Here is a 24,710-nt window from a genome sequence, read left to right on the forward strand (position 1 = left end):
GTACGACAGTCCCAGTCGCCGGGAACCCGGCCGTGCGCTCAGCGGAGGAACGGCTCGTAACGCCGTTGCAGGCGCAGGGCTTGGATCTGCCGCGTGGTGTCGAGCGAGACACTGACGAGGAAGACGAGGACCAGCTGCAGGGTCACACCGGCGAGGGGTACCCTCGGGCCGATGTCCAGCAGGGCCAGACCGGTGACCGGGATCAGCGCGACCACTCCCGAGCAGAGCGCTCCGAAGGCGATGATCCGGCGGTTCACGTAGTCGAGGTATTCCGCGGTCGGGGTACCCGGCCGGATCCCGGGGACGAAGCCGCCCACCCGCACCAGCTCGGCCGCCACCTTGTCCATGTCCTGCGTCACGGCCGCCCTGATGAAGGCGAAGAGGCAGACGAGGACGAAGTAGACCGCGATCCGCCCGGGATTCCCCTCGTCGCGCAGCCACTCCAGCCAGGACACGCCGGGCCAGAGCACGGGCACGGACAGCAGGACCGCGGCGAGGACGGCGGGGCTGTTCGACTGAGGGAACCGAAGCGGGATGTAGGTGGACGTCCCACCGTAGGCGCGCATGCCGATCATCCGCTTGGCGTACTGCACCGGGACGCGACGCTGTCCCTGCGCGAGGACGATCGTGATCACCGTGATCGAAAGTGTCACCACGGCCATGACCGCGATGGCGGCCCATCCCGTCTTTTCGTACAGGCGAAGGAACTCCGGCGGCAGCACCGTCAGGATCTGAGCGAGCAGCAGGATCCGGACGCCGTCGCCGAAGCCGCGGTCGGTGATCACCTCGGTCAGCCGCGTGACCACCGCCGCGCCCGCCGTCAGGCACGCCACGGCGACGGCCGCGCGGCCGTCGAGGAGTCCTTGGCCGCGGAATCCGAGTACGGCGACGGCACCCAGCAGTCCTAGTAGGAGGGTGAGCCGCCGCCGGTACCGCGTCAGCACCCGCGCACCGGCCTCCCCTTCGGCGCGGAGCGCCGCCAGCCTGGGGATCAGGACGATCAGCCCTCGCAGGAGGGGCGGGGCGGCCAGGCAGGGAAGGACACCGAAGGCGAACACCGGGAGCGTGGACAGGCCGCCGCCGGTGAGGAGGTCGAGGATCCAGCGCAGCGGATGATCGCCTTCCGGCGCGCGGACGGTCACGTGGGGAGTGGGCAGGCTCTGGCCCAGCCGGAACACCACGACCACGCCCAGCGTGACCAGGATCCGGCGGTGAAGGGAGGCGTGGTCGTTCATCGTGAGGTTCACGCTAGGGACGGCGCATGAAAATCCGATGACGCGCGTCCCTTACAACAGCGGCGCCCTCGACAGTGCCGCCCTCAGCCGGTCGAGGACCTCGCCCGCCGTCCCCTCGGCGGTGCATCCGGCCGCTTGGCGATGTCCGCCGCCGCCGAGTTCCCCCGCCGCAGCCGAGACGTCGACACCGCCCGTGGACCGGAGCGAGACTTGCCACCGCTGTCGCGGCCCGGTCGGTTCGGCTTCCTTGAGCACCACGGCGACCCCGGCCTCCCGGGTGGACCGGACGACGTCGATGACCGCTTCGACCTCTTCGCCGCGCACGGTCCGCGCGGCGTCGAGCGTCACGACCGCGTAGGCGAGCCCGAAGCCGCGTGCCTCCTCCGGTTCGAGCCGGGCACCCGCGAGGACGTCCGAGAGCATCGGCAACCAGGCGAACGGGTGATCGTCGACGATCTCACGGACCACCTTGTCCGGGTCGACGCCCGCTTCGAGCAGCTTCGCCGCCATCAGGTGGGTGGACGGCCGGGCCCGGCGGAACCCGCTCGTGTCGGTGACCAGCCCCGCGTAGAGGCAGCGCGCGATCGGCTCGTCGATTTCGGTACCGAGTTCGGCCAGCAGCGCGAAAACGAGGACGGCGGTGGCTTCGGCGGTGTCGTCGACGACGTGTTTCGTGCCGTAGAAGACGTTGGACGCGTGGTGGTCGATCACCAGGACGTCGCCACCGGCCGCGCGGACCGCGTCCACCCGCGGCGCGAGTTTCCCGAGCCTGCCCGGCGTGGGCGTGTCGAGCGCGACCAGGAGCTGTTCACTCTCCGGAAGTTCGCTCGCGGGGACATACAGTCCGCCGACGTCGAGGCTTCGCAGGGTCTCGGGCATTTCCTCGGGCTCGCCGACGGAGACGCGGACCTTGACCCCTCCCCTCAGCTGGAGGGCCCGGCCGAGCGCGAGCGCGCTACCGAGCGCGTCGGCGTCCGGACGTACATGGCCGAGCAGTGTCACGTCGTTCGCGCGCGCCAGCAGGGCGGCGGCGTCCTTGAGGTCCTGCGCCAAAGTCGTCGTCACAATGAGTCAAGCTACGCTCTACCGGATGTCCGAGTACGCGATCCTGGTCTACCCGTCCGCCAACCGGGTCTACACCGACTCCGCCCCCGCCCTGTTGCGCGCGGAGCTGGCGGTGTTCGGTCTGTCCGCTTTGGAGACCGAGGTCTCCGACATCGGCGAGACGCAGCTCGGCGGCGTCGGCTACATCACCTTCACCACTCCCGCCCCGCTGAGCGAACGCGATCTCGCGCTCCTTTCGAACCTTTCCGCGCTGTACGCGCTGTTCGAACTCGGCGACGGCGTCCTGCGGCCGGTCACGATCAGCCCGCTGGCGAAGTTCGACTCGGATCTGCTGACCATCCAGAAGTACCCGGGCAAGACGAACGAGCTGTTCACCAAGCTGCTCGTCAACGTCACGCTGCTGGCGACGGCGGATCCCGCCGCGATGCTGGAGAAGCCGCTGCACCTGCTGGACCCGTTGTGCGGCCGCGGCACCACGCTGAACCAGGCGATGATGTACGGCTTCGACGCGACCGGTCTCGACGTCGACGGCAAGGACTTCGACTCCTACGAGCTGTTCATCAAGACCTGGCTGAAGCAGAAGCGCGTCAAGCATCTCGCCGAATCCGGGCAGGTGCGCCGCAACAAGGTCCGGCTCGGCAGGCGGCTCGACATCGGGTTCGGGATCACGAAGGAGCTGTACAAGGCGGGCGAGGTCCGCAAGCTGAGCTACCTCAACTGCGACACGCTCACCACGGACGAACTGCTGCGGCCGAACTCGGTGGACCTCATCGTCACCGACGCCCCGTACGGCGTGCAGCACGGCAGCCACCGCACCCAGGACGCGTCGCTCGCGCGCAGCCCGCGGGATCTGCTCGCGGCCGCGGTCCCGGTGTGGACGCGGGTGCTGCGGCCCGGCGGCGCGCTCGGCATCTCGTGGAACACCAACGTCGCGCCGCGCGAGGAACTCGCCGCGATCCTGGACAAGGCGGGGCTGGAGGTCCGCGAGGACGGCCCGTTCGCGGAGTTCTCGCACCGGGTGGACCAGGCGATCGTGCGAGACCTGATCGTCGCCGCCAAACCCACCTGACCGCCCACCCCACCCCCCTCCCGCCCCGACCCCCACATTTCGTCCTTTAAATGCGGTGGTGGGGGTGTGGGCTGCTGCGGTTGGTCCTCTGGGTGTGGGGGGGCTGCGTTTAGAGGACGAAATGCGGGCGGGGGGGTCAGCCGGCGAGGTGGTGCTGGGCCACCTCCCGCAGCTGGATCTTGACGTTCTCCAGCGCCGCCGTCAGGTCGTCGATCAGCCCGACGGCGTTCTGGATGGCGCCCTGGAGGGTGTCCGCGGTGGCGGTGTGCCCCAGCAGCGCCACCACCTGGTTCTGGATGGCCTCGAGTTCGGCCTTGGTCGCCAGCGCGACGCCGGTGGGGACCTGGTCGGCGAGCGCGTCCACCTGCTGGGCCTGTTCCTGGATGCTCATCTCTCCAGGATGACCCCATCAGCCGATGCGTTCCCCCACGAACTTCATCGCTTCGGGCAGGATGCCGCGCCAGTAGTCCTCGTTGTGCTCGCCGGGGGACATCTTCGCGACGGCGGGGTCGAGCGCCTTGATGAGTTTGCGGTCGGCGCCCGCGAAGGGGTCCGAAGTGCCGCACCACACCCCCGTCGACGACGCCGAGAGTTCGCCGGCGTGCAGCAGGGGCTCGTTCGCCTCCCACTGGGCGCGGTCGGCGAACACCTTGCGGGACTTGGCATCGGGCCAGCTCACGAACAACGCGGCACTGGCGACGGCGACGGCTTTGAGGTCCTTGTGGTCTCGGGCGTAGCGCAGCGCGCCGAAACCGCCCATGGAGATCCCGAACATCGCCGACGGCGGCCGCAGCTGACGCTGGGCGAGCCAGCCGGGGAGTTCGTCGGTGAGCATCCGCTGCGGGTCGTCGCCCTTGCCGACGTCCACCCAGTAGTTGTCACCGTCGACGGCGGCCACCGCGAAACCGGGCAACCCGGCCGCGACGACCTGGTTCAGCGCGTTCTGCACGCCGAGGTCCAGGAACGTCCGGGCGTCCGCGCCGCGTCCGTGCAGTGCGACGCAGACCGGCAGCCCGACCCGCGACACGCCGTCCGGCGCGATGATGACGAGGTTGACGTCCCGGTTCCGGGCCGCCGAACGCATCTTCTGCACCGTGACCGCTTCGGTCAGCGGGGTCGGGCTGGTCGGCGGGGGCACCGGCGGTGGTCCCATCAGAGGTTTCTTCTCGGTGCCACAAGCGGGAATCAGCACCGAAACCCCGAGAGCGGCGGCTCCGAGCAGCAGGGCACGCCGGTTCACGGCGTGGCCCGCTTTCTCAGCTCCGGCTCTCCTCATCGGCGAACTCATCGTCATCTGCCTCTTCCCGTGGCGCCTTGTACGGGTCGGCTTCACCGGCGTGCTGCGCGCCGGTCGCCCGGCGGGCGACCTCCGCGTCGGCTTCGCGGGCCTTCGCGAGGAGATCCTCGATGCGCTTCGCGTCCTCAGGAATGCTGTCGGCCACGAAAGCCAAAGTGGGCGTATAGCGGACACCCGTGCCCTGCCCGACCTTCGTGCGCAGCACACCGCGGGCGGATTCCAGCGCCGCCGCGGCACCCGCGTGATCGGGGGTGGACTCCAGGTTCTCGCCCAGCACCGTGTAGTAGACCGTGGCGTCGTGCAGGTCCGCCGTGATCTTGGTGTCGGTGATCGTCACGTGATCGAGCCGCGGGTCCTTGATGTCGTGCTCGATCGCGTGGGCGACGATCTGTGAGATCCGCTTGGCGAGCTTACGAGCCCGAGCGGGGTCGGCCATGGGGATTCGTCTCCTCGAAAATCTTTGCTGTCAGTCATCCGGGCCGAGTAGCCGGCGATGGGCCGAGAGCAGTTCGAACTCCGGTCTGCCTGCCATCAACCGCTCACACGAGTCGAGTACGTCCCGGACGTGCTCGCCGGTCGCGGCGACCACGGCCACTCCGACCAGGGCACGCCGGTGCAGGTCCTGATGACCCGCTTCGGCGACAGAGACGTCGAAACGCCTGCGTACCTCGGCCAGCACCGGCTTGATCACGGATCGCTTCTGCTTGAGCGAGTGGACGTCGCCCAGCAGGATGTCGAGCTCCAGGGCTCCTACGAACATGTGGGGTTCTGGATTGTGTAGAAGGTGAAGCGGCGCTCCCCCGCCCAGATGCGAGGGAGCGCCGCCGTGTCACTTACGCACGCGGCTTTTCGCGCTGCTCGTACGTCTCGATGACGTCGCCGACCTTGAGGTCGCTGTACGACCCCAGCGTCAGACCACACTCGTACCCGTCGCGAACCTCGACCACGTCGTCCTTGAACCGCCGCAGCGAGCTGATCGGCAGGTTCTCGGCGATGACGGTCGCGTCGCGGAGCAGACGGGCCCGCGCGTTGCGGCGGATCTCGCCCGAGATGACGAGACAACCGGCGATGGTGCCGATCTTCGACGACTTGAAGACGTCGCGGATCTCCGCCTTGCCGAGCTCGACCTCTTCGTACTCCGGCTTGAGCATGCCCTTCAGGGCCTGCTCGATCTCCTCGATCGCCTGGTAGATGACCGTGTAGTACCGGACGTCGACACCTTCGCGGGTGGCCCGCTCGGTCGCCTTGCCCTGCGCACGGACGTTGAAGCCCAGGACGATCGCGTCGGACGCGGTCGCCAGGTCGATGTCGGACTCGGTGACGCCACCGACACCGCGGTGGACGACGTTGAGTTCGACGTCGTCGCCGACCTCGAGCTGCACCAGCGAGGCTTCCAGCGCCTCGACGGTACCGGAGTTGTCACCCTTGATGATCAGGTTGAGGCTGTTCGTCTCCTTCAAGGCGGAGTCGAGGTCCTCGAGGCTGACCCGCTTGCGGCGCGACGCGTTGAGGGCGTTGCGCGTCCGGGCGGACCGCCGCTCGGCGATCTGCCGGGCGACGCGGTCCTCGTCGACCACCAGGAAGGTGTCGCCCGCGCCCGGCACCGAGGTGAACCCGATGACCTGGACGGGACGCGAGGGCAGCGCCTCGGTGACGTCGACGTTGTGCTCGTCGACCATCCGGCGGACGCGGCCGTAGGCGTCACCCGCCACGACCGAGTCGCCGACCCGCAGCGTGCCTCGCTGGACCAGCACCGTGGCCACCGGACCGCGGCCGCGGTCGAGGTGGGCCTCGATCGCGACACCCTGGGCCTCCATGTCCGGGTTGGCCCGGAGGTCCAGCGCGGCGTCGGCGGTCAGCAGGATCGCTTCGAGCAGGCCGTCGATGTTGATGTTCTGCCGCGCGGAGATCTCGACGAACATCGTGTCGCCGCCGTACTCCTCGGCGACCAGGCCGTACTCGGTCAGCTGCTGCCGGATCTTGTCCGGGTTCGAGCCTTCCTTGTCGATCTTGTTGATCGCGACCACGATCGGGGCCTTCGCGGCCTGCGCGTGGTTGATCGCCTCGACCGTCTGCGGCATCACACCGTCGTCGGCCGCCACCACGATCACCGCGATGTCGGTCGAGTTGGCACCACGGGCACGCATGGCGGTGAACGCCTCGTGACCCGGGGTGTCGATGAAGGTGATCAGACGCGGGTTGCCTTCGAGCTCGGTCTCGATCTGGTAGGCGCCGATGTGCTGGGTGATGCCACCGGCTTCACCTTCGCGCACCTTCGTCTTGCGGATCGTGTCGAGCAGGCGGGTCTTACCGTGGTCGACGTGACCCATGATGGTCACGACCGGCGGCCGGATCTGCAGATCCTCTTCCTCACCCGCGTCTTCGCCGTAGGTGATGTCGAAGGTCTCCAGCAGCTCCCGGTCCTCTTCCTCGGGACTGACGACCTGAACGTTGTAGTTCATTTCGCCGCCGAGCAGTTCCAGGATGTCGTCGGACACCGACTGCGTCGCCGTGACCATCTCACCGAGGTGGAAGAGCACCTGCACCAGCGAAGCCGGGTTGGCGTCGATCTTCTCGGCGAAGTCGGTCAGCGAGGCACCACGCGGCAGCCGGATCGTCTCGCCCTGGCCCTTGGGCAGGCGGACGCCGCCGACGCTGGGCGCCTGCATGTTGTCCATGTACTCCTGGCGCTTCTGCCGCTTCGACTTGCGACCCTTGCGCGAGGGGCCACCGGGACGCCCGAAGGCACCCGCGGTACCGCCACGGCCACCGGGACCGCCACGACCGCCGCCGCCACGGAAACCGCCGCCACCGGCCGGGGCACCGCCGCCGCCACCGGGGCCACCGCCACCGGGACGGAAACCGCCGCCACCGCCACCGCCGGGACGGAAACCGCCACCGCCGCCACCGCCGCCGGGACCGCCGCGGAAACCTCCGCCGCCGCCACCGGGACCGCCACGGGCGCCGCCGCCGGGCCCACCACGGGCTCCGCCGCCAGGACCACCACGGCCGCCACCGGGACCACCGGCCGGACGGGCCGGGCGGCCCGGCATCATGCCGGGGTTCGGACGCGGGGGCATGTTGCCCGGGCTCGGGCGGTTACCGCCGGGAGCGCCGCCACCGGGACGCGGGGCCGGACGGTCGCCGCCCTGCCCGCCACCGGGACGCGGCGGCCGGTTGTCGCCGCCCTGCTGGTTTCCCCCGCCGGGACGGGGACCCGACGGACGCGGGGCCGGCGAACCGGAACCCACACCGAACGGGTTGTTGCCGACGCGCGGGGTGCGCGGGCCGGGCTTCGGGCCACCGGGCTTGGGGCCCTGCGGCTTCGGCGGGACGACCGAACCCTGCGACGGCGTCGAGGACGCCGGCGGGGTGGCCGGTGCTGCCGGGGTTTCCTTCGGTTCGGACTGCTTCGGCTCGGCCGGGGCGGCCTTCGCTGCCGGAGCCACCTCTTCCTTGGGCGCCGGCGGCTTGGGGCCGGGGCGCGGACCCGGGCGGACACCCGGGGTGGAGGGGCGGGGCTGCTGCGGGGCCGGGGCCGGCGCGGCCGGAGCGGACGCGGCGGGAGCCTGGGTCTGAGCCGCGGGCGCGGGCTGGGCCTGCTTCGCGGCCGGAGCCGGGGCGGCGGGCTTCGCGGGAGGCGCGGGCGAAGGGCGCGGGCCGGGAACCGGCTTCTTCTTGCCGTCCTTGGACGGGTACGCGTCACGGAGACGACGGGCGACCGGCGCCTCGACGGTGGACGACGCGGACTTCACGAACTCGCCCTGTTCCTTCAACTTGGCGAGAACTTCCTTGCTGGTGATGCCGAGCTCTTTCGCGAGCTCATGTACTCGGGCCTTGCCTGGCACAGCTCTCCTCATCTGGGGAGGCCGGCGGCAGACCCGCAGACCTCGTCCTATTGTCGCGCGTTCATTGATTCAGCTTCACGGCTGACTCATGACGGGTCGACCTGCTTCCTGATTCCATCCGGCACCGGGGATGTCCCGGCGCCCTTTAGCCTTCGGCGAGAAGCTCCAGGCGTTCGTGGACACCCTGGGCGTCGAGCGACCCCGGAACACGAAGTGCTCGGGGAAATGCCCTGCGCCGCTCGGCCTTGGCCAGACAGTCCGGCGCGGGATGCAACCAAGCACCCCGGCCCGGCAACCGCCGACGTTCGTCGACGATCAGCCGCCCATCCGCCGCGACCACTCGCAGCAACTCGCCGATCAAGGCCCGCCTACGGCAACCGACACAGGTGCGAACCGGAGTTTTCCGGTCATGCTGGAGGTCGGTTCCCGGCCGCGGGCTCTGAACCACTCGTAAGTCTAGCGCTTCGACCCTCACTCAGCCGAACCGGTTGCCGCGGCGGGCCGCTGCTGCCCGGCGTGGGCTTCGTCACCCTGCTCAGGGGCGGCGTCGCTGCGGATGTCGATCCGCCATCCGGTGAGCCGGGCGGCGAGGCGGGCGTTCTGCCCTTCCTTGCCGATCGCGAGCGAAAGCTGGAAGTCCGGGACGACGACGCGAGCGGTCTTGGCCCGCTCGTCGACGACCCGAACGGATACAACCTTCGCGGGCGACAGCGCATTCCCGACGAACTTGGCCGGGTCTTCGGAGAAGTCGATGATGTCGATCTTCTCACCCGCGAGTTCGCTCATCACGTTGCGCACGCGCGCGCCGACCGGGCCGATGCAGGCGCCCTTGGCGTTGACACCGGGCACCGTCGAGCGGACGGCGATCTTCGTCCGGTGGCCCGGTTCGCGCGCGATGGCGGAGATTTCGACCGTGCCGTCGGCGATTTCGGGGACCTCGAGGGCGAAGAGCTTGCGCACCAGGTTCGGATGCGAACGCGACAGCGTGATCTGCGGGCCGCGGTTACCGCGCGAGACGGTGACGACGTAGGCCTTGATCCGGCTGCCGTGCTCGTAGGACTCACCGGGGACCTGCTCGATCGACGGCAGCACGCCTTCGATGTCGCCCACCTGGATGACGACCATGCCGCGGGCGTTGGCGCGCGCGTCACGCTGCACCACCCCGGCGACGATCTCGCCCTCCTTGGCGGAGAACTCGCCGAAGGTCTTCTCGTGCTCGGCGTCGCGCAGGCGCTGCAGGATGACCTGCCGCGCGGTGGTCGCGGCGATCCGCCCGAAGCCTTCGGGGGTGTCGTCCCACTCCTCGTCGGTCTGGCCGTCCGGGGTGAGGGTGTGCGCGAGCACGCGGACCAGGCCGCTCTTGTGATCGATGTCGATCCGGGCGTGCGGCTGGTGGCCCTCGGTGTGCTTGTACGCGGTGAGCAGCGCTGTCTCGATCGCTTCGATCACCGTCTCGAAGGGGATGTCCTTGTCCCGTTCGATCGCGCGCAGCGCGGCGATGTCGACGTTCACTTCGGCTCCTCCTTCGGTTCGGTAGTGGCGGCGGACTGGGTGCCGCCGGTCAGGGCCGCGGCATCGTTTTCCAACAGTTTCAGGTCCTCGGCAGGTGGTTGCTTGAACTCGATCTCGATGACCGCCTTGGCCACCGAGGCGTACCCGATGTCCCGGATCTCGCCGTCGACGAGCACCCGCGCCGCCTTCTCCCCCGCGTGCCCGACGCGGCCGATGAACGCGGCCCCTTCGGCCGGGGTGACCTTGACCAGGCGGAACTTCGCGCGCCGCCAGTGCCTTCGCTGGGTCAGCGGCCTGTCCAGGCCCGGTGAGGTCACTTCGAGGGTGTAGGCGCTGGCGAGCACGTGCTCGTTCTCGTCGAGCGCGGCGGAGACGGCGCGGCTGACGCTCGCCACCTCGTCCAGCCCGACGCCGTCGTCCCCGTCGACCACGACCTTCACCAGCTGACGGCGGCCTGCTTGCTGGACCTCGAAGGAATCGAGGTCGAAACCCGCGGCCTGGACGGCTTCGGCCACGATGGGCTCCAGCCTGCTGGCGAGGTCGTTGGGCACGGTGGAGCGCTCCTGTTCGGCTGTGGGCGACCCGGCGGCGTGGATCCGGGTTCGGTAGTGGACCAGCTTATCTGGTGACCCCCGCGTGACGCGCGAGCGGCGGCCCCGCACGGGGTACTGGCAGGATGGGACGGCGTGACCGGAAGATCGACCGAGCCCACCTTGCCGAGCCGTCGTGCTTTCCTGCGCGTGGGAGCGCTGGCCGCGCTGGCCGTACCGCTGGCGGCCGCCTGCGGCCCCGGGTACGAGGAAAGCCCCGACCCGCTGGCCCCGCTGCTGCGCGCGGCGGAGACCGACGCCGCGGGCGCGAAGGCGCTGGGTGGCGCCGACGCCGAGCCGGTCGCCGCCGCGCGGGCCGCGCACGCCGCCGCGCTCAAACCCGAGGTCGACCGGCTGAACCGGCCGAAACCGGCGGAGTCCGGCCCGGGCGAGACCCCGCCGTCGTCCCTGGAGGGCCTCAAGGAACGGCTCGCCCAGGCCCGCAAGCAGGCCGAGGGCCTCGTGCCGTCGCTGCCCCGCTACCGGGCCGGGATGGTCGCCTCCATCGCGGCGGGCTGCGCGGCGCTCCAGCAGAGTTCGGACAAACTCGGCCGGGGCGACGACGCCGGGGCCGTCACTGTGCCCGCCGGGGCCCCGCTGAACCAGGAGGCGACGGAGGCCGTGCAGCAGGCACTGGCCGCCGAACACGCGGCGATCTGGGTGTACGGGCTGGTGAGCGCCTATCTGCCCGCCGCCTTCACCGGCGCGGTGGCGCGGGGCTCGGCCGAACACGTCAAACGGCGCGACGTCTGCGAACGGATGCTGTCCGGGGCGGGCCAGACGCCCGCGGGCCCGGAGGCCGCCTACGTGCCGCCGAAACCGGTGACCGAGGCGAACTCGGCGATGGAACTGGTGGCGACGGCCGAGGCGGACGCGACGGCGGCCTGGCTCGGCGTGATCCACCGGACCGACGACGCGGCGTTGCGGACGACGGCGTTGAACGCGCTGATCGGCTCGGCGCGGCGGGGTACCGCCTGGCGGGCGGAGTTCGGCGCCAAGCCGGTCGCGATCGCCATGCCGGGCCAGTCGGCGTAGGCGGCTTCGGGCTTACCACGCGTGCAAGGAAAGGTCCTTTCCTCGCAAATTTTGCCAGGAAAGGACCTTTCATAGCGTCTTTTGCATCCTGGTTGTGGCTCGGGGCTGAAGGGCGCTTTCCCCGCATCTCACGCGGCGAAGGGCGCTTTCCCCGCGTGAGATGAGGTGAAGGGCCCCTTCAGCCCCTCCCGCCCGAGGCGTGGGGGATTGAGGACCTGGTCGTGAGTGGTAAGTGTCGTTCTAACGGCACTTAGCACTCACGACCCCCTCCCGCCGGAACGCCAGGTTGGAAAGAGTGCTGCACGTTGGGGAGGCGGCGGGCCTCAGCGGCGCAGGTCCCCGGAAAGCCGCAGGGCGTCGGTCGCGATCCGCTCCAGTACCGGCTTGTCCTTGTGCTTGTTGTAGAAACCGGCCAGCACGATGGCGACCTCCGGCCCGGTGACGTGGGAGTCGTAGGCCGCGTCCTGCCCCGAGATCTTGGGCGCGCCCTGTCCCTTGAAGGTGCCGTCGCGCACGAGGTCGGACACGTTGCCGGTGCCGTCCTTGTCGGTGAGCGCCTTGAGCTGGGTCGCGGTGACCTCGCCGGGCATGGTGACCAGGACGACCGACACCAGCGCCTTCTGGCCGCCGGTCTCGGTCGTGTACAGCGCCCGCGACAGCCGTGTGCACGGCGTCTGGGTGAAGAAGTCCTTGGTGTCGCCGTAGGACTTGCTCGCGCAGTCGGTGGTGACCTGCGGGCCCTCGATCAGCGTGTACTGGAACTGGCCGCTCTGCGCCGGGGTGTCCGCGACCGGGGCCTTCTCCGGTTCGTGCCGGATCAGCCACCAGAGCAGGGCCGACACCACGGCGATCGCGACCAGCGCGCCGCCTTTCAGCGCCAGCGTCTTGGTGTCCCTCGGCGGCTTGAACGCGGGCGGAGACCCACCCGGCCCTGCCGGTCGCACCGGCTGAAGCCGGGCCGTTTCCGTCGCTCCCGGGGTAAATTGCGCACCAACCACGGGGTCATACGGTAGTTCACCGCGCTCCGGCGGTTCACCTGAACGTGCTTATCACCCGTTCGACGTCGTCAGCCGTGTTGTAGAGGTGAAAGCCGAAGCGCTGCCTTCCGGCCCGGGTACCGGCCACGATGCCTGCTTCCTTCACCCGCTCGGCGTCGAGGTCGAGCGAGACGATCGCACTCCCCTGAGCGGGTGACCCGCACGCTTCGAGAAGCGAGTCGGCGAGACCCGCGCAGTGCGCGCGGACGGCCTCGAGGTCCAGGGAACCGAGGTACTCCAAGGAGACGGCGGCGCCGACGAACGAGAACCAGGCCGGGGACAGGTCGAGTGACCGGGTACCGTCGGCGAGCCTCAGCGGGAGGCCGTAGACGGCCTGCCAGCGGTCCTGTCCCGCGTACCAGTTCGCGGCGACCGGCACCGCCCGCTCCAGCGCCCGCGGATGCGCGGCCAGCCAGGCCGCCCCGCGCGGCGCGAGCAGCCATTTGTAGCCGGCGGCGACCACCCAGTCGGCCCAGCCGAGGTCGAGCGGCCGCCAGCCGGCCGCCTGGGTGGCGTCGAGCAGAACCGCCGCGTCCGCCGCTTCGGCCGCGGCGCGGAGCCCGTCGAGGTCGACCTGGGCGCCGTCCGCCGACTGGACGACGCTGACCGCGACGAGGTCATGCCCTTCGACGCGCTCGGTCAGCTCGGCCAGCGGGACTTCGGTGACCTTCACGCCGCGATGCGCCTGGGCCGCGAACGGGAAGCTGACGCTGGTGAAGTCGTTCTCGGCGACCAGCACACTGGCGCCGTCGGGCAGTCCGGCCGCCACGTTCGCGATCAGCTGCGAGACCGACGCCCCGATCGCGACCCGGTCCGCCGGAACCCCGATCAGCGCGCCGAATCCGGCCCGGGTCCGGGCGACGGGCTCGTCGAAGTCCGACGGCCGGGCCTCGCCGCGCCGCCACCGCTCGACCGCTTCCGCCACCGCGTCGGCCACCGGCGCGGGCGGGATGCCGATGCTGGGTGTGTTCAGATATCCGGGCGGACAGGCGAATTCGGCTCCGAAGCTCTGCATGCCTTCGAGATTAGTGAAAATCGGGGAGCAGCCTCACGACGTCGTCATAGGACGGCGGGGTCAGCGGGAGTTCGCCGCCGTCGCGGACGGCCTCCACCGTGCGCAGCGTGGCGGCCAGCGCCATCCGGTACGGCAGGGAACCGAGGCTGATCCGCGCGACGCCGAGTCCGGCAAGCCCCGCGACGGTGACCCGGCCAGGGAGGAACAGCAGGTTCACCGGTACCCCGGCGGCCTCGACCAGCCGCTCGACGTCCGCGGGTGCGGCGAGACCCGGCACGAACACGCCGTCGGCCCCGGCGTCCACATAGGACTCGCAGCGGCCGATCGCGGCCTCGATGTCGGACTCCCCCAGCCAATGCGTGTCGGTCCGCGCGTTGACGAACAGTCCGGGCGCACGTTCTTTCGCCGCCGCGATCTTGGCCGCGTGCCGTGCGGGGTCGCCCAGGGCGTCTTCGAGGTTGATGCCCGCGACGCCCGCTTCGGCGAGTTCCGCGGCGAGCGCGCCCACCTCACCGGGGTCGTCGCTGAAGCCGTCGGCGACGTCGACGCTGATCAGCGTGTCCAGCCCGGTCAAGCGGGCGGCCAGCCGGACGGTGGCGTCCCGGGAGGACGGGGCGCCGTCCGGCTCGCCCTCCGCGGCCGAGACCCCGAGGCTCGTCGTGCCGAGGGCCGGGAAGCCTTGCGCGGCCAGGAAGGCGGCCGCGCCGAACTCCCAGACGTTCGGCAGGAGCAGCGGGGAACCGGGGACGTGCAACGCGGCGAATGCGGTCATGCCCCCGACGGTAGCCAGCGGACGTTTCGGCGGCGGCCGAAACGTCAGGCCCGTTCCAGGAACGGAGTCAGCAGTTCCGGCACAGACTCCTCGGCGAACAGCAGGCCCTGCTCCTCCCCCGCGTCGTACACCGAGTACGCCCCCGCGCCGGCGGCCGTGGTCGCGACGACGGTCAGCAATCCCTTGCGCCGCTGGAAGATCGACTGCTTCACCGTCCAGCCGATCACGCCGTCCCGCTCCAGGGCGAAGGTGCTGCGCCGCACGGTCCCGTGCCGTCCGACGAGGTAGCGGCCGGTGATCCCGTGCCCGAGGTTGCGGTAGGCGTCCAGCGCCAGCAGCACCGACACCGGCAGCAGCACGACGCCGAGCGCGGCGCCGATCACCAGCAGGACGCCGGTCAGCAGGAGGCCGAGGATCGCGAAGACCGCCAGCAGCGCCACCACCGAACCGATCCACCAGCGCAGCAGCCGTCCCCGCGCGGCACGCGGATGGCCGGTGAGCCGGACGGCTTCGGTCGGCGAGACGGGCTCGCGCAGCACGGCCGCGGCGATCCGGTTGGCCGTCGCGACCGGGGCGGCGGGCAGGAGCGTGTGGTAGTCGGTCTTGTCGCCGTCGTCGCTCTGCCGCATACCGGTGGCGATCGCGTCGACGCGCGCCGCGCCGGAGATCCGGTTCCCGAGCGGTTCGACGAGGTCGATGCCGCGCAGGCGGCGTTCCTCGATCGAGATGGAGCGGGTGGTGAACAGTCCGCGGCGCACCCGCAGCGTGCCGCCGGGTTCGCGGTCGAGCCGGTAGTTCCACCACATCTCGACCCACAGGCCCAGCGCGCCGACCACGCCGGCGACCATCGCGATCACCAGCAGGATCAGGATCACCAGCACCAGTGGGATCCCGAGGAACAGGTCGAGTACCCAGTCGATCAGGCCCTTCTGGAACCCCACCCAGTCGGAGAGCTGCATGAGCCCGCCGCCCGCGGCGAGCCCCAGCGCCGGGGTCAGGAACGACATCGGCGCGTAGCGGATCCAGCCCGGGTCCAGCGCGGCGAGCGGTGCGTGCTCGTCGGTCTCCGCGATCTCGGTGCGGCGCAAGAGTTCCGCGCGCAACCGCTCGGCCTCGGCGCGGGAGACGGGGTTGAGTTTGAGCCTGCCCTGTCCGCCCGATTCGTGCGAGCCGGTGCCGATGGTCACCACCGCGACGCCGAACACCCGCTGCAGCGGGTTGGCCGTCAGGTCGACGTTGCGGATCCGTTCGCGCTGCAGGGATTTCCGCGAGCGGAAGACCAGGGTGAACGCCAGCTCCAGCCGGTCGGGCGTGACCCGGTACCGCACCGCCTTCCAGTGGAACAGATCCAGCAGCACGCCACCGCCGACGAGCACCACCCCGCCGGCCACCACCCAGGCGAGCGCGACACCGAACCTCGCGCCGCCGCCGACGAACGCGGCCACGGCCGGGATCGCGGCGCCGACGGCCGCTCCCGCGAGGGTCAGGGCCGTGACGGCGAGTGTCCGTTTGTCGAGCGTGTTCCAGCCTTCGAATTCGGCCGAGGTCATGTCGCGTCCCCCGGCGTCGCCTGTGTCGTCTCGGTGAGCTGCTCGGCCAGGCTCGCGGCCAGTTCGTGGTCGAGCCCCCGGATCTTGACCGCGCCCCGCGCGGACGCCGTCGTGACCGTGACGGTCGCGAGCTTGAACAGCTGCTGCAGCGGGCCGCGCAGGGTGTCCACGGTCTGGATCCGCGACATCGGCGCGACGCGCCATTCCTGCCAGAAGAACCCCGAACGTGTGTACACCGCCGTCTCGGTGACCTCCCAGCGGTGGACCTTGAACCACCACACCGGCATCGCGACCACCCAGACCAGGCCCAGCACCGCGAACACCACCGCGGGCGCCAGCAGCCAGGTGCGCGCGGGCGCGATGAGCAGCCCGAGCAGCACCAGGACCAGCACCGGCGCGCCCCAGAACAGCGTGCCCTGCAGCCGCCACCACCCCACGACCCGCCGGTCCAGCGCGTTCCGTGGCGGCCTCAGCCGCACCTTCCCCCGATCGGCTTCCACCGAGTTCACCCCCGACGATCGTTTACAATGCGATCGCATTGCAATAGTTTGAAGATTAGTGGCAATGCGATCGCATTGCAAACGGCGGAACGGACGGTGCAGGTTGCCGAAGCAGGTGGATCACGCCGCACGGCGCGCGGAGATCGCCGAGGCACTCACGCGGCTGACGGCCACGCGCGGCCTCGAAGGGGTCAGTCTCCGGCACGTCGCCGCCGAAGCGGGCATGTCGATGGGCTTGGTACAGCACTACTTCAAGACCAAGGACGAGATGCTGCTGTTCGCCGTCGAACGCCGCTCCCAGGTGTACGAAGAGCGCCTCAAGGCCCGGCTGCAAGCGGGCGAACTGCCTCCGGCCCCCAAGGCCATCTTCCGCGCCATCATGGCCGAGATCCTGCCGCTGGACGAGCGCCGCCGCGGCGACTGGCTGATGGGTGTCGCGTTCCTCATCCGCGCGATCTCCGATCCCTCGTTCGCGGCCGCCTACACCGAAGGCGTTCCGCAGCTGTTCGAACTGTTCGCGGTCCTGATCCGGCAAGGACAGGAGGCGGGCGATGTCGACAAGTCGGCCGACCCGGAGCACGAAGCGGCGATCCTCTGGGCACTCGCCGATTCCCAGGGCACCAACATCGTGCTGAAGCACCGGACGCCGGACGAGGCCATGTCCACTGTGGACTATTACCTCGACCGGCTGTTCGGCTCAGCTCCCGCCGGATGAGGACGCGGCCGATGCCCGCACCGCGCGCAGCTCCCGGAACAGCTTCCGCAGCGCGGGAACGGCGCTCCCGCCGCGTTCGGTCAGCGCCTCGATCCGGTCCTTGTGGCGGCGCCTGTCCCGGCCGGAAACGACGTCACGGAGTTCGACGGCGGCCACCAGCGCGGTGAGGGCGGCGTCGCCCGTGTCCACATCGGACACCGGCAAGGGCCCGCGCAACGCCTGGTCGACAGCGGCGCGCAACCGGTCGACGAGGGCGGGATCCCGCACGAGCGGACGGCGTGAGGGGAACAGGCCGAGTACCCGGCCGGTCTTCAGCTCGATCACGCCCGCCGCGTCGAGCTGGGACTCCACCGACTCCAGCGTGCCCCGCGCGTCCCTGCGCACCCACCATTTCCACTTGCGGGGGCTCTCCCCCGCGATTTCGGTGAGCAGCTCGTCGAGGACGAGGTCCCCGGTCGGCCCCGTGCCGGAAGCCACGGCCAGGCCGTCGGCGTCGGCCACGCGTCCGCGCACCACGAGATCGGTCAGCGCGGCACCGCGGATCAGCAGGCCCGCGCGGTGCCTGTCCCGCAGCCTGCCCTTGGCGACGTCGCAGGCGAGCAGATACGCCTTGGCGGGTAAGGAAAGTTCGGTCATCTTCAATGCCTCTCCAGCTGCGGCCAGATCTCGTCCCATGAACCCCGTCTGCCGTCGTAGCGCCACAGCAGTCCTTCCACCACCGGGGTCACCTCGGCGAAGTACGGCTTGAGCAGTTCCGGATCGAACCCCGCGAACAGCACGCTGTCCGCGGTCTCCGGCGGCAGCGCCGCGTAGGTCTCGCCGATCGCCTTCACCAGTTCTTGTTGCGGCAGCTCGCCGCCGGCGAAGGAACTGCCCAGCGCGATCGGGCCGAAGGACGTCCGCGTCATGTTCGCCGGATAGATCGGCAGGCCCGCGACGGTGACCGCCGCCGAAAGCACCATCACCGGCCACGCCACCCACCGCCACCGGGGAACGTGCCGCGTGAATCCCGTCGCGGCGGCTGCGAACGGCAGCGCGAAAACACTCATCAGGTAGTAGGAACGCCCGTGCAGCACCAAGAACGCGACGATGAGCGCGGCTATCGCTACCCCCAGGAAGCGATAGCCGCGAAGGTCTCGTGCCGAAAGCAGCCGGACGAGTCCGTAAACGAACGCGAGCACGCCCGCGCCGACGCCCGCCATCAGGAACCCGTCGCGGAGGAAGACCCAGGTGCCGGGGAACTCCGCGGCCACGACGTCGTTCATCTTCAGGTACGGCCAGCCGTTCGCCGCCTGCCAGAGCAGGGTCGGGACGGTCGCGGCGACGGCGATTCCCGCGCCCAGCCACAGTTTCGGGCGCCGCACGAGGTCCCTCGGCCCGAAGACGAGCGCGCCGAGCAGGGCGAGCACCCAGAAGGCGGGGATGAGGAACTTGGTCTGCAGGGAGAGCGCGGTCACCACGCCCGCCCAGACCAGCAGCCCGTCGCGGCGGGTGCGCACCCAGCGCACGACGAGCCAGACGATCACCGTCCACAGGAACGGATCGAGGACGTAGGTGCCGATCCAGTGGCTGACGATGATCACCCCGGACATCGCGTAGAACCCGGCCGCGAGCACCTGCGCGCCGCGGCCGCCGCCCAGTTCCCTGGCGATCAGCGCGGTGACCAGCACCCCGCCCGCCGCCGCCAGCGCCATCGGCAGGCGCAGCGCCACCAGCGACCCGGGGAACAGCGAGTCCATCGCCCCGGCCAGCGCCGGGATCAGCGGTGGCTGGTCGAAGTAGCCCCACGCCAGGTGGTCCCGGCCCGCCATCAGGAAGTACAGCTCGTCGAAACCGTGCGCGTACCGGCCGCTCGTGGCCAGCAGCACGGCTCCGGCCAGCGCGGCGATGACGAACACCGGACGGCGGGCGAAGACCGTCTCCCGCTCCTGTCCTGTTCGGACTGTCAGGGTCGCGTCACTCATGATCTCCACTCCACCCGAGAAGGCACAGTCCCCGAAACCGGGGAAGGAGGGTCGCCGGATAGACGAAAGTTGCGGTTCCCTCAGCCCTTGGTCGCCGATGCCGGGCGGCACCGCTTCGGGCTGGCTACCGTGATCCGGTGGAGAAAAGCAGGCCGTTCCGGCCCGGACCGGGCGACACCTGGTGGCTCGCGCTGGCGGCGCTCGCGTTCACCGGCCTGGACATCGCCCTGTACGTGTTCGGCGAGCCGACGACCGGCTGGGCGGGGCCCGCCGCGGGGGTCACCCTGCAGGTACTGCTCGATCTCTCATTGCTCCTGCTGTTCCGGTTCCCCCGGCTGGTCGCGGGCCTGGTCCTGGCCGGCGCGCTGCTGATGCTCGCCTCCGACCTGTTCTCCCCGGGGCTGCTGGTGCCGGAGCGGCAGTTGACGTTGATGACCGTCCCGACGATCACCCCGGTCGTGCTCAGCCAGCTGGCACGCCTGATGGACCGGCGGACGCTGCTGTGGCTGACCGCGATCCTGGTCCTCTGCGCGTCGAGGCCGTGGGACGCGCACTGGAACACCACGCCGTTCGGGCTGCTGGGCACGGCGCTGCCCACCACGATCTCGCTGTACTTCGAGGCGCGGCGCCAGTTGCTGCGCTCGTTGCGGGACCGGGCCGAACGCGCCGAACGCGAGCAGCATCTGCTCGCCGAACGCGCCCGCGCCGAGGAGCGGCGGAAACTGGCCGAGGAGATGCACGATGTCGTCACCCACCGGCTGAGCCTGATGGTGCTGCACGCCGGGGCGCTCGGCGTCGTCTCGGCCGACGAGGCGGTGCGGACCTCCGCCGAGGACATCCGGCGTGAAGGCGCGCTGGCGCTGGACGAACTGCGCGACCTCGTCGGGGTGCTGCGCAACGGCGCGAACGCCGGGCCGCGCACCCTCACCGACGCTACGGCGGGCGATCCGGCGACGCTGGTCGCGGAATCGAGGTCGGTGGGCATCCCCACCGAGCTGACCGTGCACGGTGATCCCGGGCGGATCTCCCCCACCGTCGCGCGGACGGCGTACCGCGTCGTGCAGGAGGCGCTGACGAACATCCGCAAGCACGCGCCGGGCTCGACGGCGACCGTCGGGCTGCGCTATCACGCGGACGGCCTGGACATCGCCGTGGAGAACACGCGGGCGGGGGCACCGGCCGATCCCGCGCTGGCGGACAGCGGATCCGGCGCCGGTCTGGCCGGGCTGCGGCAACGCGTCGAGCTGATCGGCGGCCGGTTCGGCGCGGGGCCGATCACGGGCGGCGGGTACCGCGTCGATGCGATACTGCCCGCCTACGTCCCGACGGCGGAAGGAGATGCGTGATCCGGGTGGTCGTCGTCGACGACGAACCGATGGTGTGCGCGCATCTGCGGACGATCCTCGGTTCCGCGGCCGACATCGAGGTAGTGGCGCAGGCCCAGGACGGCGCCGAGGCCGTCGAAGCCGTCGTCCGGCACCGGCCGCGGGTGGTGCTGATGGACCTGCGGATGCCCGGTGTCGACGGGCTGACCGCCATCGAGCGGATCGCGAAACTCCCGGAGCCGCCCGCCGTCGTCGCGCTGACGACGTTCGACGCGGACACCTACGTCCTCCGCGCGCTGCGGGCGGGCGCGGCCGGGTTCCTGGTGAAGTCGACGCCGCCGGAGGACCTCATCGGCCTGGTCCGCGTCGCCGCCGACGGGCATACGGTGCTGTCTCCCGTGGCCGCGCGGCGGCTGGTGGCGATGTCCGCCGACGGACGGCGTCGCGGCGACGACGCGCGGCGGAAGACCGAGGGGCTGACCGAGCGGGAAACCGACGTCCTCGCCTGCCTCGGCGAGGGACTGTCCAATGCGGACATCGCGGCGCGGCTGCATCTGGCCGAGGCGACGGTGAAGAGTTACGTGTCGCGGATGCTGGTCAAACTGGACTGCGCGAACCGGACCCAGGCGGGGCTGCTGGCGCACGAGGCCGGGCTGGTCAAGCGCTGAGCTGGCCGTCGTAGTTCTTGCGGGCGTCGAGGACCTCGCCCATGTGCACGCGGGCCCATTTGTCGAGCATGTCGAGTGGTTCGGCCAGATTGCGGCCGAGCGCGGTCAGCTCGTACTCGACGTGCGGCGGGATCTCCGGATACGCGGTGCGGGTGAGGATGCCGTCGCGGACGAGGCTGCGCAGTGTCTGGGTGAGGACCTTCTGCGAGATGCCGCGCACGCGTTTGCCGATTTCGGTGAACCGGAGCGGGCCGTCGCCGAGCACGCCGACGATCAGCACGGTCCACTGGTCGCCGATGCGGTCGAGCAGCGCACGGGTGGGGCAGTCGGGATCGTACGGGTTTCCGAGCACGTGACCTCCTCACTCTCCTGGGGAGAGTAACACGCCTAGCGAGAGGGGCTGGGCTGCATGAGCGCCTCGAACAGCAGGATGAGGTGACGGCGGCCGCGTTCCCAGCGCGCCTCGAGTTCGGCCTGGTCCCGGGTCGCCCAGCTGGCGATGAGGATGCCGCGGACGACGTCCATCGCCGTGTACACCGCGTGCAGGAACTCCGGATGCGCCGAATGGTCCGGCAGCAGCGCCTTGCCGAACTCGACCAGGCTGCTCGTCGCGATCGGCTCGACCACCGCCATCTGCGCGCGCAGTTCCGGGTCGGTGCGCGAGGCCACCCACAGCTCGACGGTCGCCGAGAAGACCGGGCCCTGGTGCATCTCCCACATCAGCTGCAGCGCGTCGCCGACCGGGTCGGCCGACGCCTTGAGCCGGTCGATCTCCGCCATCGCGACCTCGGTGCGTTTCGCGGCGAGATGCCGGATGGCGGAGGTGACGAGGTCGGCCTTGGTCGGGAAGTGGTGCACCTGCGCGCCGCGGGTCACCCCGGCGAGATCCGCGACGCGGGTGGTCGTGGTGCCCGCGTAGCCGTACTCGACGAGGCAGTCGATCGTGGCGTCGAGCAGCCTGACGCGCATCGCGGCGCTGCGTTCCTCCTGCGTACGTCGTGGGGCTGCCATGCGCCTACTTTATGGGGCACCCGGCGAGACCCCGCATTTCGTCCTCTGGATGCGGGGTCTCGCGCGCCCCAGCCCTACCCGGTGCCGCATCCAGAGGACTAAATGCGAGGGGTGACGGGCACCGAGAGCGAAGTCCCGGCCAGGTCGAAGGTCACCTGGGCGCCGGGCGCGGGCAATGCCGGGTCGAACATGTCCGCGTCGGTCCCGCCCAGGACGAGCGCCAGCCGGTGCCCGGCCGGGACGACGTGGTCGAGGCTGCTCAACCGGAACGTCATCGTGTACGCCTTCCCCGGCTCCAGCGGCTCACCCCGCCACAGCGACCGGTGGTGACCGAGGTCCGCCCAGCCGGTCGCCACGATCCGGGTGTCGGTCGTGGTCAGGTCCGCGACAGTGTCGAGGAAACATCCGGTGTCCCCGGCCGTGCCCGCGCCCCAGCAGGACCGGCTCGTCAGGTTCTTGGTGCCCAGCGCGGGGAACCGAGTGTTCCGCACGGTCGAGGGGCCGTAGTCGACCAGCACCGCCCCGAGCCGCGCGCTGGGTTTGTCGGAACGGGCGGTCACCGTCACCGTGGGGGTCCCGGCGACACGGGTGTCGGCACGCACGGCCTCATCCGCGAAGACGACGCGGTCAGGGCTGGGCTCTGCCGGGTTCTCCACCCACTGGGACGCCCCGCGCGCCGGATCTTCGGTCACCGAAACCGCGCCCGGCGAAGGGTGCTTCCCCAGCCCGCCCGCCGCCGAAGGCCACAACGTGCGCGACCGCGAGACAGGTGGCCAGCGGCGTTCGTCGGACCACCGGTCCGGGCTGTGCTCGATCCGGATCGCGGGTTCGGTCTCGACGCCGTTGCGGACCCCGAGCAGCCACCGGTCGAACCAGCGGTGCAGCGTCCGCACGAACAGCGACCGGTCGAGGTCGAACGGGTCGACGTGCGCCGCCTGGTGCAGCCACGCCTTGCGCGGCACGCCGGCGGAGTTCAGCGCCTCCCACCACGGTCCGAACTGGATCGGGTTGACGTTGAGATCGTGGAAGCCCATCGACGCGAAAACGCTCGCGCGGACCTTCCCGGTCTTCGCGACGTAGTCGAGCCCGCGCCAGTATTCGTTGAAGTTCCCGTCCGTGCCCGCACGCCGCGCGTTGTCCTCCTCGAACGGCCGGCACAGCTTCGCGGCACGTTCGTTGTAGAAGCCCGGTCCGCCCGCCCAGCCGAAGTACGCGCCGTTCCCGTTGTGCACCTCGTAGTACGAGCTGACCCCGGCGATCGGCACGATGGTCTTCAGGCCGTCGATCCCGGACGCCGCCATCCCGATCGCCGTCGCCCCGTCCTGCGACTTCCCGATCGCGCCGACCGACCCGCTCGCCCAGTCCGCGCGGACCCGCTCCGGCCCGAACGGCGTCCGGAACGCGTTCGCGCGCCCGTTGAGCCAGTTCACGACCGCGTTGCCGGACGCGACGTCGTCGAAGCACCCGGACGAGCGGTTGGTGCCCCCGACGTCGACCAGCACGACGGCGTAGCCGCGGGGCACGAAGTAGTTGTCGTAGAAGAGCGGGAACCCCGACGGCGTGCCGTCGGGCAGATAGGTCTTGGGCTGGCGCTCGTTGCCGCGGCCGACCTTCTCGAAGTACGGGCTCACGTCCATGATCACCGGGATCCGCGCGGGGAGTTCCGACGGCCGGATGATGTCGGCGGCGACCCGGTCGGTCAGCCCGTCACGGTCGAGATCCTGGCCGGTCTCCACCCAGGCCGTCTCCCGGACGGCCTTCTCGTAGGAGAACACCGGCTCGCTGACCCCGTCCCGAAGAACGAACGCGGGTGGTGACGCGATGGCCGGTGCGGCGGTGAACAGCAGCGCCGCCACCACGGTGACGGTCGAAGTCTTCAGCCCCATCGGCCGAGTATCGCTTACAAAACCCGAACATGACCCCCACATTCCCCGTATCCGCCCGCGCGACGCTCTTCCCATGCTGAAACAGACCATCGCCGCCTGCCTCACCGCGGCCGGCCTCATCGCCCTCGCCCCGGCCGCTTCGGCCCAGACGAACCCGATCACCCTGAGTCCCGAAGAGTCCCAGCAGCTCTGTACCGAATGGCTGCCCAAGCTCACCGAGCGCACCGCGAAGCTCACCGACCGCATCAACGGCGGCCCCGAGATCCGTGGTTCGGTCGCGAATCTCAAGGCCAGGGCGGAGGACCAGCGCAAGAAGGGGCACAACGACACGGCCGACAGGCTCCAGAAGCGGGCCGACAAGCGCAGCGGGCGACTTCCCGAACTCGCCGCGGCGAAGCAGAAGCTGGACGCCTTCGCTGGCGCGCACTGCAAGGCGGGCAAGTGAAACGTCTCCTGATCACGGCGCTGGCCGCGTTCGCGCTGTTCGGCGCGGCCGCGTGCACCAACGAGAAACCGGCTTCGAGCCCGGCGCCGGGCGAACTGAGCGACGTCCAGCGCACCCTCGATTCGATCGACCAGGACATGGCCGGCGATCCGGCCCCGTGACAGGATCGGG

At 70.6% G+C, this 24,710-nt stretch carries 26 protein-coding genes and 1 pseudogene; 7 read left to right on the forward strand and 20 right to left on the reverse strand.

The genetic code is table 11. The features are described from left to right. Positions 1-38 precede the first annotated feature (38 nt). Both L324_RS04720 and L324_RS04725 read right to left on the reverse strand, forming a co-directional pair. Positions 39-1,235, reverse strand: a complete 1,197-nt coding sequence (locus tag L324_RS04720) for a preprotein translocase subunit SecY (protein WP_051173634.1) — start codon at positions 1,233-1,235, stop codon at positions 39-41. A 51-nt stretch (positions 1,236-1,286) separates the two neighbouring features. Next, positions 1,287-2,300: a DHH family phosphoesterase gene (locus L324_RS04725; protein WP_037304362.1), complete on the reverse strand. Its 1,014-nt coding sequence runs from the start codon at positions 2,298-2,300 to the stop codon at positions 1,287-1,289. 25 nt (positions 2,301-2,325) lie between these two features. Between L324_RS04725 and L324_RS04730 the strand changes: the two genes are divergently transcribed. After that, the gene (locus L324_RS04730) at positions 2,326-3,369 is read left to right on the forward strand and encodes a TRM11 family SAM-dependent methyltransferase (RefSeq protein ID WP_037304363.1); all 1,044 of its coding nucleotides are present in this window, start codon (positions 2,326-2,328) and stop codon (positions 3,367-3,369) included. Positions 3,370-3,505: 136 nt separating this feature from the next. Here L324_RS04730 and L324_RS04735 read toward each other — a convergent pair whose 3' ends face one another. The 8 genes from L324_RS04735 to rimP all read right to left on the reverse strand — a co-directional run bounded on the left by L324_RS04735 (position 3,506) and on the right by rimP (position 10,577). Next, complete coding sequence (locus L324_RS04735; RefSeq protein ID WP_037304365.1) at positions 3,506-3,760, reverse strand: hypothetical protein; 255 nt, start codon at positions 3,758-3,760, stop codon at positions 3,506-3,508. An 18-nt stretch (positions 3,761-3,778) separates the two neighbouring features. Then, positions 3,779-4,645: an alpha/beta hydrolase gene (locus tag L324_RS04740; protein WP_051173616.1), complete on the reverse strand. Its 867-nt coding sequence runs from the start codon at positions 4,643-4,645 to the stop codon at positions 3,779-3,781. After that, entirely contained in the window at positions 4,626-5,102 is a 477-nt protein-coding gene (rbfA, locus tag L324_RS04745; protein ID WP_037304367.1) for a 30S ribosome-binding factor RbfA, read from the reverse strand. The genes L324_RS04740 and rbfA overlap by 20 nt, the downstream gene beginning before the upstream one ends. Positions 5,103-5,132: 30 nt before the next feature. Then, positions 5,133-5,426, reverse strand: coding sequence for a DUF503 domain-containing protein (locus L324_RS04750; RefSeq protein WP_037304368.1), 294 nt, complete (start codon positions 5,424-5,426; stop codon positions 5,133-5,135). Positions 5,427-5,499: 73 nt separating this feature from the next. After that, entirely contained in the window at positions 5,500-8,514 is a 3,015-nt protein-coding gene (infB, locus tag L324_RS04755) for a translation initiation factor IF-2 (RefSeq protein ID WP_037304369.1), read from the reverse strand. A 145-nt stretch (positions 8,515-8,659) separates the two neighbouring features. Continuing rightward, complete coding sequence (locus tag L324_RS43950) at positions 8,660-8,989, reverse strand: YlxR family protein (RefSeq protein WP_328286129.1); 330 nt, start codon at positions 8,987-8,989, stop codon at positions 8,660-8,662. After that, complete coding sequence (gene nusA / locus L324_RS04760) at positions 8,986-10,026, reverse strand: transcription termination factor NusA (protein WP_037304370.1); 1,041 nt, start codon at positions 10,024-10,026, stop codon at positions 8,986-8,988. The genes L324_RS43950 and nusA overlap by 4 nt, the downstream gene beginning before the upstream one ends. Beyond that, positions 10,023-10,577, reverse strand: coding sequence for a ribosome maturation factor RimP (gene rimP, locus L324_RS04765; protein WP_037304371.1), 555 nt, complete (start codon positions 10,575-10,577; stop codon positions 10,023-10,025). The genes nusA and rimP overlap by 4 nt, the downstream gene beginning before the upstream one ends. Before the next feature lie 135 nt (positions 10,578-10,712). On the opposite strand from rimP, the gene L324_RS04770 reads away from it, so the two are divergent. Next, positions 10,713-11,651: a ferritin-like domain-containing protein gene (locus tag L324_RS04770; RefSeq protein ID WP_037304372.1), complete on the forward strand. Its 939-nt coding sequence runs from the start codon at positions 10,713-10,715 to the stop codon at positions 11,649-11,651. A 323-nt stretch (positions 11,652-11,974) separates the two neighbouring features. Here L324_RS04770 and L324_RS04775 read toward each other — a convergent pair whose 3' ends face one another. From L324_RS04775 to L324_RS04795, 5 genes are all read right to left on the reverse strand, one after another. After that, entirely contained in the window at positions 11,975-12,595 is a 621-nt protein-coding gene (locus L324_RS04775; RefSeq protein WP_037304373.1) for a hypothetical protein, read from the reverse strand. A gap of 88 nt (positions 12,596-12,683) precedes the next feature. Further along, positions 12,684-13,703, reverse strand: a complete 1,020-nt coding sequence (locus tag L324_RS04780; RefSeq protein WP_037304375.1) for an aminotransferase class V-fold PLP-dependent enzyme — start codon at positions 13,701-13,703, stop codon at positions 12,684-12,686. A gap of 10 nt (positions 13,704-13,713) precedes the next feature. Continuing rightward, positions 13,714-14,475 carry an isocitrate lyase/PEP mutase family protein gene (locus L324_RS04785; RefSeq protein ID WP_037304377.1) on the reverse strand — a complete coding sequence of 254 codons (762 nt, stop codon included), beginning with the start codon at positions 14,473-14,475 and terminating at the stop codon, positions 13,714-13,716. A 44-nt stretch (positions 14,476-14,519) separates the two neighbouring features. Continuing rightward, positions 14,520-16,025, reverse strand: coding sequence for a PH domain-containing protein (locus L324_RS04790; protein ID WP_037304378.1), 1,506 nt, complete (start codon positions 16,023-16,025; stop codon positions 14,520-14,522). Then, positions 16,022-16,564, reverse strand: coding sequence for a PH domain-containing protein (locus L324_RS04795; RefSeq protein WP_051173619.1), 543 nt, complete (start codon positions 16,562-16,564; stop codon positions 16,022-16,024). The genes L324_RS04790 and L324_RS04795 overlap by 4 nt, the downstream gene beginning before the upstream one ends. A gap of 25 nt (positions 16,565-16,589) precedes the next feature. Here L324_RS04795 and L324_RS04800 point away from each other — a divergent pair, with 25 nt between their 5' ends. Beyond that, positions 16,590-17,240 carry a TetR/AcrR family transcriptional regulator gene (locus tag L324_RS04800; protein WP_051173620.1) on the forward strand — a complete coding sequence of 217 codons (651 nt, stop codon included), beginning with the start codon at positions 16,590-16,592 and terminating at the stop codon, positions 17,238-17,240. On the opposite strand, the gene L324_RS04805 is transcribed toward L324_RS04800, so the two are convergent. Then, positions 17,223-17,876 carry a GOLPH3/VPS74 family protein gene (locus L324_RS04805; RefSeq protein WP_037304381.1) on the reverse strand — a complete coding sequence of 218 codons (654 nt, stop codon included), beginning with the start codon at positions 17,874-17,876 and terminating at the stop codon, positions 17,223-17,225. The two genes, L324_RS04800 and L324_RS04805, sit on opposite strands and share 18 nt — an antisense overlap. 2 nt (positions 17,877-17,878) lie before the next feature. Continuing rightward, positions 17,879-19,204 (reverse strand): ArnT family glycosyltransferase, encoded by a 1,326-nt coding sequence (locus L324_RS04810; RefSeq protein ID WP_037304504.1) that lies wholly within the window; start codon positions 19,202-19,204, stop codon positions 17,879-17,881. Between the two features lie 137 nt (positions 19,205-19,341). On the opposite strand from L324_RS04810, the pseudogene L324_RS04815 reads away from it, so the two are divergent. Both L324_RS04815 and L324_RS04820 read left to right on the forward strand, forming a co-directional pair. Continuing rightward, a pseudogene (locus L324_RS04815) lies at positions 19,342-20,544 on the forward strand (sensor histidine kinase); the annotation flags it as partial. A 2-nt stretch (positions 20,545-20,546) separates the two neighbouring features. After that, positions 20,547-21,197: a response regulator transcription factor gene (locus L324_RS04820; RefSeq protein WP_037304383.1), complete on the forward strand. Its 651-nt coding sequence runs from the start codon at positions 20,547-20,549 to the stop codon at positions 21,195-21,197. Here L324_RS04820 and L324_RS04825 read toward each other — a convergent pair. The 3 genes from L324_RS04825 to L324_RS04835 form a co-directional block, all read right to left on the reverse strand. Beyond that, on the reverse strand, positions 21,187-21,549 hold the full coding sequence (locus tag L324_RS04825; RefSeq protein ID WP_037304384.1) for a winged helix-turn-helix transcriptional regulator: 363 nt from the start codon (positions 21,547-21,549) through the stop codon (positions 21,187-21,189). The two genes, L324_RS04820 and L324_RS04825, sit on opposite strands and share 11 nt — an antisense overlap. Positions 21,550-21,584: 35 nt before the next feature. Then, positions 21,585-22,166 (reverse strand): TetR/AcrR family transcriptional regulator, encoded by a 582-nt coding sequence (locus L324_RS04830; protein ID WP_037304385.1) that lies wholly within the window; start codon positions 22,164-22,166, stop codon positions 21,585-21,587. Between the two features lie 140 nt (positions 22,167-22,306). Continuing rightward, positions 22,307-24,094 carry a CocE/NonD family hydrolase gene (locus L324_RS04835; protein WP_037304386.1) on the reverse strand — a complete coding sequence of 596 codons (1,788 nt, stop codon included), beginning with the start codon at positions 24,092-24,094 and terminating at the stop codon, positions 22,307-22,309. 73 nt (positions 24,095-24,167) lie between these two features. Between L324_RS04835 and L324_RS04840 the strand changes: the two genes are divergently transcribed. Both L324_RS04840 and L324_RS43035 read left to right on the forward strand, forming a co-directional pair. Beyond that, entirely contained in the window at positions 24,168-24,539 is a 372-nt protein-coding gene (locus L324_RS04840; protein WP_037304387.1) for a hypothetical protein, read from the forward strand. Next, the gene (locus L324_RS43035; protein WP_162835849.1) at positions 24,536-24,700 is read left to right on the forward strand and encodes a hypothetical protein; all 165 of its coding nucleotides are present in this window, start codon (positions 24,536-24,538) and stop codon (positions 24,698-24,700) included. Before L324_RS04840 ends, L324_RS43035 begins: the two co-directional genes overlap by 4 nt. Positions 24,701-24,710: the final 10 nt, after the last annotated feature.

The organism is Amycolatopsis orientalis DSM 40040 = KCTC 9412 (genome assembly GCF_000478275.1).
GTDB classification, from domain to species: Bacteria; Actinomycetota; Actinomycetes; order Mycobacteriales; family Pseudonocardiaceae; genus Amycolatopsis; species Amycolatopsis orientalis.